General features: G+C 45.6%; 15 protein-coding genes. All 15 read right to left on the minus strand.

The window, feature by feature from the left end; translation table 11 throughout:
* Window positions 1–9: 9 nt before the first annotated feature.
* From E5672_RS07390 to E5672_RS07455, 15 genes are read right to left on the minus strand one after another with little or no spacing between them, the layout of a single operon-like run.
* Window positions 10–1,275 (minus strand): hypothetical protein, encoded by a 1,266-nt coding sequence (locus E5672_RS07390; protein ID WP_136781613.1) that lies wholly within the window; start codon window positions 1,273–1,275, stop codon window positions 10–12.
* The gene (locus E5672_RS07395) at window positions 1,275–2,690 is read right to left on the minus strand and encodes a hypothetical protein (protein WP_136781614.1); all 1,416 of its coding nucleotides are present in this window, start codon (window positions 2,688–2,690) and stop codon (window positions 1,275–1,277) included. The genes E5672_RS07390 and E5672_RS07395 overlap by 1 nt, the downstream gene beginning before the upstream one ends.
* A 46-nt stretch (window positions 2,691–2,736) precedes the next feature.
* Window positions 2,737–5,628: a phage tail protein gene (locus E5672_RS07400; RefSeq protein ID WP_136781615.1), complete on the minus strand. Its 2,892-nt coding sequence runs from the start codon at window positions 5,626–5,628 to the stop codon at window positions 2,737–2,739.
* A 3-nt stretch (window positions 5,629–5,631) separates the two neighbouring features.
* Window positions 5,632–6,258, minus strand: a complete 627-nt coding sequence (locus E5672_RS07405) for a DUF2163 domain-containing protein (protein WP_118494656.1) — start codon at window positions 6,256–6,258, stop codon at window positions 5,632–5,634.
* Entirely contained in the window at window positions 6,255–6,848 is a 594-nt protein-coding gene (locus E5672_RS07410) for a hypothetical protein (RefSeq protein ID WP_136781616.1), read from the minus strand. The genes E5672_RS07405 and E5672_RS07410 overlap by 4 nt, the downstream gene beginning before the upstream one ends.
* On the minus strand, window positions 6,849–9,248 hold the full coding sequence (locus E5672_RS07415) for a phage tail length tape measure family protein (protein WP_136781617.1): 2,400 nt from the start codon (window positions 9,246–9,248) through the stop codon (window positions 6,849–6,851).
* Complete coding sequence (locus E5672_RS20125; protein ID WP_420809570.1) at window positions 9,248–9,559, minus strand: phage tail assembly protein T; 312 nt, start codon at window positions 9,557–9,559, stop codon at window positions 9,248–9,250. Before E5672_RS20125 ends, E5672_RS07415 begins: the two co-directional genes overlap by 1 nt.
* Entirely contained in the window at window positions 9,556–10,023 is a 468-nt protein-coding gene (locus E5672_RS07420; RefSeq protein WP_136781618.1) for a hypothetical protein, read from the minus strand. The genes E5672_RS20125 and E5672_RS07420 overlap by 4 nt, the downstream gene beginning before the upstream one ends.
* Entirely contained in the window at window positions 10,023–10,442 is a 420-nt protein-coding gene (locus tag E5672_RS07425) for a phage tail tube protein (RefSeq protein ID WP_136781619.1), read from the minus strand. The genes E5672_RS07420 and E5672_RS07425 overlap by 1 nt, the downstream gene beginning before the upstream one ends.
* 2 nt (window positions 10,443–10,444) lie before the next feature.
* Complete coding sequence (gpU, locus tag E5672_RS07430) at window positions 10,445–10,843, minus strand: phage tail terminator protein (RefSeq protein WP_136781620.1); 399 nt, start codon at window positions 10,841–10,843, stop codon at window positions 10,445–10,447.
* Window positions 10,843–11,394: a phage tail protein gene (locus E5672_RS07435; RefSeq protein ID WP_136781621.1), complete on the minus strand. Its 552-nt coding sequence runs from the start codon at window positions 11,392–11,394 to the stop codon at window positions 10,843–10,845. Before E5672_RS07435 ends, gpU begins: the two co-directional genes overlap by 1 nt.
* Window positions 11,395–11,396: 2 nt before the next feature.
* On the minus strand, window positions 11,397–11,678 hold the full coding sequence (locus E5672_RS07440; RefSeq protein WP_136781622.1) for a hypothetical protein: 282 nt from the start codon (window positions 11,676–11,678) through the stop codon (window positions 11,397–11,399).
* A 2-nt stretch (window positions 11,679–11,680) separates the two neighbouring features.
* Window positions 11,681–11,929 (minus strand): hypothetical protein, encoded by a 249-nt coding sequence (locus E5672_RS07445; RefSeq protein ID WP_136781623.1) that lies wholly within the window; start codon window positions 11,927–11,929, stop codon window positions 11,681–11,683.
* 59 nt (window positions 11,930–11,988) lie between these two features.
* On the minus strand, window positions 11,989–13,878 hold the full coding sequence (locus tag E5672_RS07450; protein ID WP_136781624.1) for a phage major capsid protein: 1,890 nt from the start codon (window positions 13,876–13,878) through the stop codon (window positions 11,989–11,991).
* Window positions 13,875–15,434 (minus strand): phage portal protein, encoded by a 1,560-nt coding sequence (locus E5672_RS07455; protein WP_136781625.1) that lies wholly within the window; start codon window positions 15,432–15,434, stop codon window positions 13,875–13,877. Before E5672_RS07455 ends, E5672_RS07450 begins: the two co-directional genes overlap by 4 nt.
* Between the last annotated feature and the right edge of the window lie 2 nt (window positions 15,435–15,436).

Raw genomic sequence — 15,436 nt, forward strand, 5'->3', positions numbered from 1 at the left:
TCTTTAAAATTACTGCGCAATCCACGTAGCGCCACTGCTGTTAAGCGTTACTGTTTCGTTATATGTTTTTCCGTTAATCACTACATCTTTTAACTCAACTGTAGCTATGCCAGTTCCTGTAGAAGCCGCACGTAAAAAAGGCTTTGTTGCTGGAAGAACGTATTCGCCACCTTCGATAGTGTGAGTGGAGCCTTTTCTAACTGATATACACTCACTAGTTGACCGCGAATCGAATCTGACAGAGCAATAGTGGAGAGTGCAACTATCGCCCAAAAGCAAAAACGCCGTTCCTGAAGTGTTCCCGAATTGCTGTACTCCGCCTACAAAGCAGTATTCCAATCGAGAATTAGCACCCCACACAGTTATTCCACGCTTGCAGAAAAAACCGCCCGAATGCCTAATTACTGCCGAAGCTTTACAGTCTATTAATCTATCTGTGGTATCCCAGACTATAAACCGCTCTATAGTGAAGTTTGTACCTCCCTCGATGGCGAGCGCTTCACCTTGCGTGTAAGCTGAATACTGTGAACCATCGTGGTAAGGATTTTTCGGGTTCAAAGAAATATAGTGATCACGTTGACCACCTATATTTATGTCAGAAAGCGTAACGTTGTCGTTTTCGCTGGATAAGAAGCGTATACCGATTGCTTCTCCATCCTCGCAATTCGCGTTCAACGCAGAAATATCGCTAATACGAGTGTTTGTTACAGCCCCTCTAAATATTGCCAAAGAGGTGGTAACATTTTTACTAACTAAGCCAGAAATTTCGCAATCATCAACCGTAGATTTAAAGTCAAACCCAAAACGGCAACTTCTTAGCTGTGACTGATAAATTTTTGTGCCTGATTGCGGCTGAGTAAATGTTGCTGCTGTGTCGTAATTTCTTGCACGGAAACCTTCTAAAAAGTAGCGGTCACCTTGAAAAGTGAAAAAATTAACTCCTCTGTAGGTGGAACGCCTAAAGTATTCAGGTCTGTCACCGATGGGCCACCATGTTTCCTCTGATAAGGATGAGTCTATGCGTGAGCCTATGTTCCCCATCTTGAGTATTAATGGGCCGGTTTCATCACCAGTTGCTGTAATTTCAAATTCTTTAGAAAAAGTATATCTATCTACCAAAAATTGAGCATCACAACCAACATGAATGAAATCGCCAGCCCCTCGCGAATTTATTGCGGTAAGCAGTTCTGACCAGCCTAGCGGTTGATCCCACCAATCTCCGTTAGCATCGACTTCACCTTCATCAATGGATATATCAATAAAATCCATACCCATTAGAACACCTCCGGTATTAGTTGCTTGATGTAAAGCACTTCAACAACTGCGTTTATTTCACCGTAGCCCCTTTTAAGCGCTAACCTTTCCGATGTGGCTGTAAAAATCTTAACACCTTCGATTTCTATGGCATTTGCATTTGCGTTTAATGTAGCTAAAGAGCCATAGCCAACCAGAGAATGCAGAGCTACTGCGTATTCGACTGTTTTTCCATCCAAGTAGCTAGATGAGAAAAATTCAACTCGGTCATTGGCTTCACTTACTGCAGTTGCTGTGAATTTTCTACCGTCTTGGACCCAACTTGAATAAATTGTCATGGGTGTGTTTGGTGTTATATCTGCAGTTTCCCATGTGCCATCTAAACGCTGATTGCAAGTAATAAACGGGTTGCTGGCGTTGTTGCTGGTATTCGTTATCGTTGCGTTTAGCTGCGGGATTCTAGGAAAGTATGGTTTGCTTAAATCAGCAAATTTACCGTCTGAAAAACTGATGTAATCGACTAACCCGAAGAAGTAGTTACCCATACCATCATTACCTATTTCGGGTAAGTTGGTTACTGATGCGGTAAACGTTACCCACTGACCTAGCGTTAACGTTGGCGAACCCGGCAACCCTTTAATTTCATGTGTGCCGCTTAGATGTGTAACGCTATCAATCGTTACGTGAAAAACGTAAACACGCATTGTTACATCACCAGTAAAGGGCGAATCTAAATCTATATATACTGGACTATCAGCTTGGTAGAAATTCCTTCGCCCTAGATATTGCTCGATAGGCTGCGCATCTTCTTTATTATGCCCCCACATAACCCACGTTTTCTTTTGTGTGGTATCAAAGTGAAGCTCTACGGGTTTTAATGGTCCTATTGCTGGCGGTAACGGAGAAACGTTTTTAGCAAGTTGGTCATAATGGTTGTGCTCAAAAGCTTGTCTACCTTTGCTGGTGTCAAAAGCTGGACTGACGCGCATGACATCGCGCTTTGTCGATGCTGCACTAGGCAATTGGTTCTCGCCTAACGTTCCTGTGACTTGAGTGAAATCGGGCCACTGCGTTGCTGTGACTGGCGGGTCTATTAGCTGAACCCAATTAATATCCCCTGACCATTCCGCCATAGTTTCCAAAAATGCGGCATAAGCAGCTCTGTTATTTTCTAACGCTTGAAGAAGTACACCCACCGCCCCTATTGGCACTACTTGAGCGGCTACGTTGCTTAAATCACCTTGTTGCCAGTTATATTTAAGCGTTAGCGTGTTGGCGGTAGTGTCATGATCAATAATTGTCGCTGGTAATTTGCCAGCGATGAATAACTGGCTACCCTCAATCAACCCAAAGAATGAATCTGAGTTATTTACAGATACAACAGGGCTACCGTCTTCAACACTAATGTCGTTGAGACTAAAAACGTAGGTACTCATTATTTTTCCGATATCTGAGAAGAAACGACTTTATTTAGAGTCGTTTTTATTGGACAGGCTGGCCCTGCTGAAGCTGCTGTATGCCAAATGCCTGTTTGAATACTTGAACGAAAACATCACCGTCGATGATGCATGTTCCGTTGTTGCTGTTACCTTGAATTTTGACATCAACAACGACATCGGTGTTGGCCGGAACTCTGACAACAACACCAGAGACACTATCACCTTTAAATGTATCGCCTGGCGTTGAAATAACATGCACAGAACTACCATTCACGTCTGCAGTGATAAGTAAGCTATCGAGGCTACCCCACTGAATTGGAATGGGGTGAACGTAAGCGACACGCTCAAATGGTTGCGCCTGGATAAGAAAATTAACAAGAACATGCTCTTGGGTTGGTGTGCCAGAACCATCAAACGTAATAGGCCGCATATCTAGTACAGCACCGTCTGTTATATCCCCTTCGATATTTTCCGCGTATATAGTGGCATAGGACTTAATGGTCCCTGATACACTGTCCCATTCTTGCCAAACGGCACCATCCTGACTGGTGATCTTAACGTTTTCAGCAGCCAGAATAATTGAACTAGCGCTTTCACTGCCTTCAATGAACATACCAGTTAAGCGGCCGTTCACATCGATAGCGAATTGAATCTGCCCCCTTACTTCACCAATAGCATTTTCAAGCGCTTCGAAGTACGAGAAAACACTAACCTGATCACCATCCAAGTTGTTTATTTTTATCTCTTGGAAAGCTTGCGCGAACGCGGCCCCTTCTATCCATTCGCCGTTTTCGTCTTCATAGCCTATTTGAGCATTTTTGAAGTCTGCAATTTGAGATTGAACGCTCTTATCACCTATCTTTTGTTTAACGCCAAGTACATCTAAGCTGATTACTTGGTTTTCTTGTGCTACTTCAGTCACGCTGTAGAGTAGCGTCGAGTACTCTTCGCCTAGCTCGTTCGTTTGCTGTGACCAGTTGGCCACATCATTTACGACACTGTTTATAGTATCACCAAGGTTTTCAGGTAAGCCTGGTAACATTACCGTTCTAACGATATTGCCCCAGAACTCATCTACTGCAGACGTTCGTGCAACTACAAACGTCCATTGCGACTCGCCCAGAGCATTGGATGAGCAAACCCATATTTTAAAATCACGTTCTGGTGCTAAGCCAGGGAACGTATAAGCATGAGCTGGCCCACGATATGGTAAAGGGGGCTCTTCATCCGTTAAGTCATGACTAATGGAATACAAAAACGCGGTTGAGCTATCAGAACCTGCTAAGTATGGGATAACTTCCAACTCTGTAGCTGTGGGGTTTATTGTAATATCTGTTGGTACGCCAGGCTTTTGCATTATCAGCGGTATTTCTGCCCATCCACTTCGTGCAGAAAGACCGCCTAACGCCATCACTCTAAAACGATAGGTACCAAGCGCATAGCCTGAAAGGTTTACGTGATAACGCGCTATCGAATCCGTTTCTATTAGCAAGCCTTGTTCATCTAATACCTGATAAAGGAAACGCGATGCTTCAGAATACCAAGAGATTTTAACTTGAACGAAAGCAGAATATACGTGCTCAATCGTTAAGTCGCTAGGTTCATCAGGGTTAGTAAAGCTATATGTGGTATCAGGTATTTCAGGCTTATTGCCTTCTCCAAAGAAGTCGTAGATATAAGGCTGATGCTCACGAACCGTTAAAGTTACCCGTTTTTTATTAGAGGAAATTTGTTCTATTCGAAATAGCTTTCCTTCCCAACCTAAAAACGAATCGTAAACAGGCACAATGTCACCCACATCATAAATAAGCGCCCACTTGGGCAAATGTATGCGGGTTTTCGTCTGCTCACGTGAAATTTCAAGCCACGTTTTGGCGAACTCAAGGGCTTCGTAATAGTTGTTACAGGTAACGAGGTCAACCGTGCCCTCATTAATGAAACCGTTATCTTCTTCTAATAATTGAGCCTCTAAAGCACTGCCTTTCGGTGGGTAAACGGCTTCCTGCGCAGTACCATCTGCAGCAGGCTCATAGTACGTTACCGCAACACGGTTATACCGCTTATTTTTACTTCCTTCAGAAACACCATCCATCTCGATAATATCTTTCTCAAGGATTGGTATGCTAACTGGATCATCATCTTGCTCAATAACTAAAGTTAACTGACCATCGATAATAGGCAGCCAGCCCCGCATTGGCTTTAACAGTACATTGACGTTTCCCAATATATCTTTACTGGTGTCTAGCTTACAGTTACAGCTAAAAAGCGGTCTTTGTTCGGGCTGGCCAACAACCTCATCGACAAGAGAGTCGCAAAGGTCTCTTCCTCTGTAAAACGAATTTGTGTTAATCAGTCCAGTAGAAAGGCCTTTGCCATACAGCGGATCTTTAAGGTAGTCGAGTAAAGCTAGTGCTGGGTTTGAGTGATTGGTACCTGTTAAATCAGCGGTAATTTTAGGCTCTGATGAGATAGCAAACTCGCCACCATGATATTCAAGACGAATGTAGCTGCATGCTTTCCCTGAAGCTTTGTCTGATAATCGCCATCCTGCAGCAGTAAGTAATGGATCTTCATAGTTGTCCATGCCATCAGGGAAATTACGCATGTGCACCACGCGCCCGCCATCATCGTGAAAGAACGCAGGGTTGTCAGAAGAAACGGGGATATCGTCTACATAAACCTCATCAATTGACACGACTTTTTCAGACCACACGACAATGATATGAAGCAAGTCATTTTTAATATCATCAGAGTCACCATCATTGGTTTCCTTGAATATGATATTGCCCGTGGTTTTGTGAACCTTGCCTATAACCACACCAACGTGTGCATCAGTCTGTGCCGATGTTAACTCAGTACCAGGCGGCATTGGCTCTGGCGCTTCAGGTGCTAACCACCCAAAAAAGAACCCACCAACATCTTCTAAAAAGCTCATTTTTTAAACCTGCTGCGTTATTCTTGGCAGATCAAAGCGACCACTACCAGAGGAACTGCCACTACTTGATGCAACTGGCGCATTTTTACCCCAATAAATTTTTCGTTTTGCTCTGGCCACATGCTCAAAGGCCGTATCATCTGGGTAATATTTTTGATGTGAACCAGAGTTGGTTTTGGTACCGGCTTGCTTTTCGAAGTCAGCCCAGACTGACGCTAAAACCGCGTCAATCTTTCTCGTTTCTTTGAAAATGTCGCGAGAATCAATAAAACCTTCAAATACATTTAATGTAACGATCACGCCTAACTCATCAGCATGCTGTTCATAAACCGTTACTTCTGAGTTATTCCATCCCTTATTTAGAAAGTAAGGAATGAACGCACCATCACGCGCATCCAGCGTCGTGTTAAATTCATTCGTTGCAGGCTCAGAAGTCACTTCAATGTCATCGATACTGTCAGACGTTATATAACCTGGCTGATAGTAAACACCGCCGTAGAAAACAGGCGCATCCCTATCTGTCAGATAAAGCATATTCCCGTTGATGTTCATTTTTATTAGGTAGGTTTGGTAGCGAGTGGGGTTGTAACCTTTTAAGCGCTCAATTTCTGATGCTGTCAAATTCTTCACAGCTGCTCCATTAACTCTAAATCGAAGATGGTTTTTCCCGCATCTTTAACGCCGAACTCACCACCATTACGGTTCTTAACGCACACCTGAAAGTTGACGTCATCGCCGTAGCGAATCTGTGTACCAGCTGGAATATTGTGTAGAAGTGGCTGAGTAAGCGTTATTGTGGCACGGCCAGTGGCGTCTGAATTGGCACTAAAAGCAATCCGGTAGCCTTTGGTGTTTATGTCGGGCTGCACAAAGTCACCACCCCACGCCGCCTTTTCGCGTGATGGCGGCAAGCCTGCAACATGTAAAACTTGGCTACCAACGAATCCACTTGTTGTTAAATAAAGACCGTTTAGCTTTCTAACCGACTTTAGTGGATTTGGCAGAAGAAAGTTTCTAATCGAATCGTTGTACCAGTCAAGAATGCCACTGATTTCCATAGCATCATCGTGACTAACAGGCGTCGAAGTAAGCGCAAAGAGGTAATAAGGATCTTCACTCCCCAATGACTTGTTTTCGTACAGTCGTTCTTCCGGTTTGATGATGTCGAGGATTAACGTAACTTCGACTTGTCTAAAAAACTGAATAGGAAAAGCAGACATTTATACTGGCCTCTCAAGACGTGCTTTGAACAAGCGAATGAAACGCTTGTCGCGCAATGCTATCTCTCGCCAATCGCGATTTGATGCATCACCGTGGATATGCGTTTCGTTTTTAACGCTCATATTCTGAGAATTATTGGTTTCTGATGAACTTAAGAAGCGTGTGAGATCACGGTTTTGTTCTGGTTGAACAACCCGTTCACCGCCGTCTAATAGGTAGGTACCTTCTGAAGGGATGTTTGTCATACCGCTGTGCGCCATACCCGTCAACTTTGCTGCTGCAGCTGCACCAGTTACGACCACGCCTGTATAAGCAGCACCACCTAACACTGGCCCAATATAGGGAATACTGGCCAAGGCGTTATAAGCCCCCATCGCCGCATCCATGGTATTAGTCCATATAGATTGCAGGCTTTTTCGCTTTTTTTCGTTAAGTAAAGTTTCACCGATAGATAAAGCCATGCGCGCGTAACCCGCTTCACGCCCTTCCATGCCATCAAAGAAGCTATTCGCCACATCAAACATGGCACTGTAACCTTCCTGTTGACGCGCTTTTTTCTCTTCTTCTTTTTTAAGCTCTTCTTCTCTTGCTTCATCGCGAATTTCAGCAAGCCTTCCTTGGTGCGTTGCCTCCAGGTCTTCCATTGCCTGCTTATGCGCTGCTTCAATTTCCTGTGTTGCTAAGCCTTTTTCGCGTAGCATGTCGAGCTCAGCTTCAATTTCTTCAACACGTTTGTCGTGTCTGAACTGGGCTAACTCTTCATCTTTACCGCCAGCTTCAAGCGCAGCCTCACGTATTGCCGCGTACTTCTCCGTGGCCGCATCTATTTCACGCTGGTTCAGTTCTGCAACCTTCTCTTCTTTTGTTAGTAGAAGATTGTTCAGTGCCTCTTGATGTTCCTTTTCAAGCTCCTGTGTGAGCAAGCCTTTTTGACGCATAAGCTCAAGCTCTGCGTTCATTTCTTCAACTTTACGCTCATAGCGTAAGTTCGTTAACTCGGCTTCTCTTCCGTCTGCAGCCAATGCTTCATCATTAATGCGTTGATACTGCGCACGAAGACTAGAAGCCATTTTTTCAGTTTCTTCTTCGCGCTTAACTTGTGCTGTCTGATCAGCTTCTTCCTTAATAGCAGCCTGCGTTTCTACGTGTGCCTGGTTAGCTGCTTCAAGTTGCTTTTTCTGCCGCTTAAACTCTTGAAGTTCTGCAGCCGCTTTCCTTTGCTGCTTCTGCAACTCTTCTTTTTCTGACTCACCACTTCCGAACCAGCCGGTACCTTCCGAACTCGCATTTGGTAGGCGCTGGCGTAAATTGCCAAGTTCACTGGTTCGTTGTTCTATCAGCTGATCTAACGCCTGCAGGTCGCCCTGTTCTGCTTTCATCTGCAGAATTTGGTCTCTGAGCTCATCGGCTTCCGCTGAACGAATAGCATTAGCTGCTTTTGCCGCGTTGGCACCGCGTTTAGTCGCTGATTTCTGCTGGGTGTTTTCGAGGTACTGAAGCTCTATTTGTAACTCTTCAATAGTTGGCGCAATTTTGCCGCGCAACTTATCAAGTGAATACGAGATACCATCTAGCCACTTCTTAACGCCACCACCTAAAGATGAGCTTTCAGAAAAACTGAGTAATAATTCATCCCAACGCTGGCCAAGCGTGTCTACTGAACCTGCTAACCCGCCAGCTTCGGCAGAACCAGCCCCGCCTACTTGCCCCGCAAGCTGTTCAAGAATGACCTTTTGAGCGCCTGCAGTATCGCCCATTTCGACCATTGAACGAATCATGTCTTTCTGCGCAGAAGTGAAGCTAACACCACTGCGCTTAAGTGCATTAATACCCGCTACAGGATCTTCTAATGCTTTACCCAATTGCAGGGCTTTATCTTTAGCGGTACCGCCAAAAACAGCGGCCATATCCTGAGAAAGTTCCACTGCCTGTGTGAAGGTTTCCCCGCTCACAGACTTAAACGTCTGAAGAACGTTCTGTGCTTCGGTTATTCCCTGCACACTGGCCAGCGTGCTTAACGCGACCTGGTTTGCTTGTTGTTGTAGTTGCTCAGCAGTGAAACCAGCTGCATTACCAGTCGCCCTAACTAATGCTTCGGTTCTTAATTGGCTTTTTTCGTATTCATTGAACACCTGCAGCGACTTATAGCCAACCGCAACTAGGCCAGCTAAAGCCGCAGCTAATCCGCTAGTGACGGCAGCACCAGAAGAAAACAATGAATTAACGACAGATACCCTACTGGCCACGCCGCCCATTGGGCCCTGAATAGCTTGAGCGCCCTGTGATAACCCACGCATTGAGTTGTTAAAGCGATCATTGCTTGTTATTGCACGCCCTAACTCGCTGCGATAAGACCGGGTATTGCCTCGCAGTTCAACTTCGTAGTTCTTTTTGTTCATTATCTTCTCGTAAAGCGCTTATAAAGCTCTTCTACAGACATAGGTTTGATTTGCATTTTGGGGCGATATCCAACGACGAAATCGCTAGATTCAAAGGGTTTATCACCCTTTTTGCGTAAATAATTTGCCACTTGAGCACGTAAACCAGCTACTTGGAACTGGTCAATTTTGCCTCCGTATGGCTCGATTTCGCCAAATCGTAACCATTCGAGAAGCTTTGACGCACTGAGTCTATCTAGGAGGGAGTCTGCATCTTCGCAGCCTAGCTTTAAGGCCAGCCTAAGTGTGGCTGTTCGATACGGCTGGCCTATGAGGGGTTTCTTGCTAAATCCTCATCACTAAGTGGCTCCGGCTCTTCTGATTGCGAGTCACCTTCACTGCTTGGTGGTTGATAATGAGGGTCTATCCAGGGCATATCAGAAACACTGGCAATTTCTGCAAGCACTAATGAAATTTTCGACTGAGGAAACGATGCGAGAAACAGCAAGTCAGTTTCACTATCCCACTTTAAAGGGATGCGACCAGTCTTTGTGCGCAGCGACATTGCAATAGCTTGGTATCTCAGTGCCATTACATTGCGGCCCTTCTCTTCTAAGTCGGCATGGGAACGCTGAATAAGATTGAGTTGGTCCATGATCACTACAGCATCTGCTGCAGAAAGCTCAACGATAAGCCAACGCCCCAATTTAACCGCTGCACTTTGCGCGCGATGCACGAAGGTTTTATCCTTCGGCATCTTACGCTCAGCGATAAAACGCTTAAAGAAACCAAACATTAAGTAAGATCTTCTTCAAGAATAGGACCATCGACTTTTAGCGTTAAGCTTCTGTCTATTTGACCCTCTTTGGGAATTGCATAACCGACTTTCGTAGTTAGGCAACGGAATGACAATGCTTTAGAAATTGGCGCTGGAAATTGCACCTGTACGTGGTTTTTCGTGCCGTTGTGGAACGCATCAATAATACTTTCAACATCAGTCTGCGTTTCACGGTAGCGAACCGTGACATTCCATTCACCGCCATCACGTAAACCGTAATCAGACTCTTTCCAGTCATGCTCGGTACCGTACTGCGTTGCATCAACCACTTCACTGGTCATTTCACCAGGCTCCATGGTCATAATATCGGCTATTGAATTACCGAAAGAAGTGCCATCATCGGTTGATAAGTGCAATGAAACTAATTTACCCTTCATGATTAATCCTCGTCTAGGTATTGTATTGTGTAAGTAAGCTGCAATTCACCGATAGTCGTTTCACTGTCACGGTCGTATGCAAAGTTGGTTCTATTCATGCCTTCGATAAGGCCGTCTAACTGGGGGTTTTCGCGCAGCAGCTGCTGCACTGCAGTGGCTTTTTGGTCTAATGCGTCATCAATATTGCCCGGATCACGAAGCATAATTTCGACGATGACTTGCGCCTCTGTAATTCCGGTGTCATCGAAGTCATATTCAGTCTCACCCGAATTAAAGAAGACCTTCAACGCAGGTAGTTCATCTTCGAATATCTGCGCTGGAGAGTAATTAAATGTAGTAGAGAAGCCAGCAGACTCCGCTATCGCGCGGATTGCTTCTCGTATCTGCGAACGTGTGGACATTACTTAATTCCTAGCGCTTTATCTAATCGCCAGGTCAATTGGCGAAATAGCTCTAAAGGAAAGTCTTTAGCAAGTGAAGCTTCTGTCTCTTGGTTTACAGCGTTCTTAAGCGTTTGCTCTGTGAACTTTGCACCAAAACCAGCCACTTCAATATTCCCTCTACCCTTCCCTTTTCGAACATAAATGTTGCGTAAGCCTTTATTGGTAAATGTGTTTGGCCACTCGTAAGGACCGACCGCATGACCATCACCTCGCGGCTTAGCACCTGCCGTTCTCGCAGACAGCCTATTGGTACCGGCCCACACTTTTCCATGCAGACTAGTCGCTTTAGCACGTGTGATTTTCACACGTTGTCTTATAGGTGCTTGCTTAACTTGCATGGCCTTAGAAGCACGGCGAACTATTTTCGTCCGTGACTTTTTAAGGCTATCGTTGATGGTTGCCGCCATTGCACGGTTAACCTCACCTTTTCTATGAGTATCTAGCGCACGACTCATTCGCTTCATTTCAGCTAAGGCTTGTTTTGAGTTAACCGATACAATTTTTGACATTACTAAACACGCTCAAGGATCAAGCTTGTAACTTCGCCAGACTCTTGCTTTGTCACGAAAAGGTATTTAACGCCATTTACCGTGATAGGTTCCCTGCGTTTTATGGCTGGTAGCGATGTTTTCGGCGTGTCGAACTGAACCTGATTAGTGTCCAGTTCACCGAACTCATGCGCTCTGGTGTACAGGTATCCATTCACCTCTACACCAGAGATAACCGCCACATGTTTAAAGTCAGCAAAAAAAACTGACTCCATATCTGCGGCAAGATCATCTTGAAAGCTCATAGCTATTCGCTTTCACCATCGTTTTCTGGACCAAACGCCGCGTCTAAACCGTCATCGATTTTTGGTACTTCGATTTCAGTGTTAGCTTTTGCGTCGACAATCTTACCTTTCGACGCTGCCTGCAGTTCCTTTGCCATCGAAGCATCAATCGAGATGATTGTTTTACCCTTTGCCTTAGGAAAGTAGCTTTTACCCATAAGGCGCACACCGCGTGTAAGCTCAAAGCTCACTTTTTTACTATCTCTAGCCATTTTCTTTTACCTTAAAAAAAAGCACCCGAAGGTGCTTTGCTAGTTAAAAATTACGTAGATTACTCACCCAAGCAGAATGCTTGAGGGTGACGAACTGCAACGTCTGCGTCTTGGAATAAACGCATTACAAGACCACCGCTTGCAACTTTGGTAGCACGATCAGGAACTACATCAAGCGCGCCCCACAAGCCGATTAGCGCCTGCGAGAAGTCACCAAATAACATCTGGCCAGCGTTCATTTGTGTTGTTACTGCAGCGTTGTAGTCGTTAACGCGGCCATTCTGCCAAATGAACTGACCTGTACCTGAAGCTTTCTCGGTTGTTTTAAGCTTGCCACGTAAAGACGGGCGCATTAGATAAGCCATGGTGTTAGCATCTGCGTTGGCTTCTGCCACGTCAGTTTCAAATGCAACAGTTTCAGCCCATGTAGGACTATTTGGTGTAGCGAACGCAATTGCACCGATACCGCTGGTGTTAGCGATACCTGTAGGTTCATTGCCAATGCCCGAACCGTAAAGCGCACCCTGATCTAAACCTAAGCTTTGACCGCGCATGATGTCAGCCATAACTAGCGCTTCAATATCTGGCGTAGACTGGTTCATGATACGGCGAGTGATAGGAACTGCAGTAGCTAGCGTTTTAGGTCGTAGCTGTACAGTAGTGAAAGACAGGTCGCTATCTGTAGCCGCACCATCTTCTTCAACCCAGTAGAAGGTTGCCGAACCATTCTGTTTAGGAATATCAACATCACCCACAAGGCCAGACACCATGCGTGCACCTAATTGACCCACCACTGCTTGTGCGCGAAGTGCTTCAATGTACATTTCAGCATGAAGTTCGGTAGCTACGAGCTCAGCGCCTTTACCCGCACCGCCAGCTGATTGCATGCGCGCAAGTTGCATTTGGCGTAAACCATAGCCCATAGCTTCATAGCTAAGGTAAATACCGTCAGCATCACGGCCAACACGTTTAGCGATAGCCTCTGACACTTCACGCTCAAGGCCAGCTTTCTTAAAGTTGCCCGTAGCAACCGCGCGAAGCGCATTAATAACGCTGTACTTGCGAAGCTCGTTTTCACCGATATCCAAATTAATCATTGTTGACTCGGCTTCAGGATCTTTTCGCTTGCCGTGAAGCTCACGAATAAGCGCAGTGTTAAATTCTTCGTAGCTTCGACCTTTGGCAATAAAGCTATTACCTAGATCAGTAGCTCCATACTGACGTGCAGTTTCAGCAATACGTTGCGCATCGCTTGCTTCAGGTGCAGTTTTCACTTTACGTGGCTCTGCGAATTCGCGCTTAGTTTGGTTAGTCGTTTCCGGTGATACCGAACGGTCGGCTGATTCATCCGGGGCGTTGTTGTCTTGGATTTCGATATCATCCATTTTACGTACCTCAGTGGTGGTTATTTTTACGGGGTTGTCGTTTGTTTCAGCGTTTCGACCAACACCTACGGTAGGGTCTGCCGGTACTGATACAGAAGATATTTCCAGCGGTTCCCAGTGGGTAACGCGGTAGTAATCTAAATCATTTTCTTCGCGGGTTAATTTGGCGGCGTGGATACGGTAGCCAACAGATACATTCACGCGAATCTCATCTTGCATATCGATAAGAAGCTGCTGGCCAAGCGGATTGCGGCTCATCTTTATTTCAGCGTAGCCGCGGCCTTTCTCAATCCATGCTTTTTGAATAACGCCGCGTTGGTCGTTCCAATTGTGATCACTAAGGAACGGACCTTTATTGTTGATGCGTGCCAGGTCACATTCACCTTCTTCGTGACCAAGGGTTTCTACCCATCCCCAGCGCTCAACTTCATATTCACTGGAAAAGCTAAGGGTGACGATACGGCTTTCTTCGTCTACCTTTTCAATTTGCGCTTCCATGTCGCGCTGCATGACAGGACATTGCCCTTTGCGCAACATGGCTGCAGTAACTTTATTTACGTTCACTGTTCGCCCTCTTCTTCGTCATTTTTAGGGGCGTTCTTATTGGCTGCAGCTGCAACTTTTGCCCCTTTGCCAATACCAAAACCTTTGGCCAACTCCATCGCTGGACCTAGTATCTGAAGATATTGCTGCCAGCCTTCGGCCATTTCGTCGACATCAACACCTTTTTCATTCAGAACATCCATCGGGTTAACGGTGAAGTTATCCATGGCAGCGCCAATGGCCTGTTCATCTTTTAATGGGTCAACCCATTGCCATCTGCGGCCTTTGAAAGAAAATGCATCAACGCTGCGCTCTAGGTCATAACCTCTCAAGTTATCTATGGCGCCATTCAAAAGCGCATGTTTAAGCCAGCGTTGATATATCGCACCAACCACCTGACTTATTAACCAACCTTGAAGTCGCTTCCAGTGCTCCCTATCTTCAAGCACCGCCTGGCGAAGACTTGACCATGAAACGCCCTCATAGTCGTTCGCGCCCGTGTTGTAGTTCACATCTACGCCAGCAAACGCACCTTTAAGCGATGCCTTCTGAAATCCTTCAACTGAATCACCGTGGTGCTGAAAGTTTGTTTCTTTTGCGCGGTAACCCTCTGGGGTAATTGCAGCACCACCGGGCTCAAGTTCGAAAATGAAATCACCTTCGTCCTCTTCTTCAGGTGCTTCTTGCTCTGGGTCGCGTTCGTAAATAACCATATTGCTAGCTGCAACCCTGCTACCCACTAGCGCTGATTCGCGGTAACCACCGATATCGTGAAAATCTAAAAGTGATGCGTGAGCCCATGGAACACCGCGAGTTTGACCAGGGCGAAACATTGGAAAAGGAAGAATGATTTCATCTGCAGGAATACGAACGTAGCGTTTGCCAGTATTGTCATGGCGCCACGTATGCTCACCAGGGTGGTTAGTCAACAAGTGGTAAGCAACATGTCTGCCCCACTTATCTATTTCAACGCCCATTTTAATGCGAACGCCGTTTCCTAAATCTTTGTTTAACGTCGCGTCTAACAGGTCAGCTTCAATCAGCTGAATGGCATACCCAAACTTATTGGGCGCGCCGTGAATGTGACGAATGATAATGTCACCGTCTTGGCACACGGTTTTTGCAATGAGCTGCATGGCCCCAATGAAGTCCATGCGCCCACTGATTTCACACACGCCAATTTTGCACCACTTAGCGAACGCTTTTTCAATAGATTGGTTAGCTACGCGGTCTAAATTTCCATCGTTTCCGCGAACTTCAGCGTGTAAGCGCGGTCCCTTATCACCAACAACGTGAGTCTGCACCATGGAAAAGAAGCGCTTCATATAGCCAACGTCTTCACCAGCTTTGCGACTAGCAGCCTTAATTCTTGATAAATCGCGTCTTAACGTTTCATCAATGCTAAGACCGGAACCAAAGAAATTATTTGAGCTGATACGTGGGCTTTTTGCTGCAGCAAAGCGTTCCTGCGCATGCAATTTATGACGCTGACGATCACGGCTAGAACCAGCGCCTTTCCCAAGAACTGGTTCAACTCGCTCAGTTTCGCCTTTCGACTTTTTAAAGAGATTAAACATAC

It is taken from the genome of Alteromonas portus (genome assembly GCF_005117025.1).
Taxonomy (GTDB): Bacteria; Pseudomonadota; Gammaproteobacteria; order Enterobacterales; family Alteromonadaceae; genus Alteromonas; species Alteromonas portus.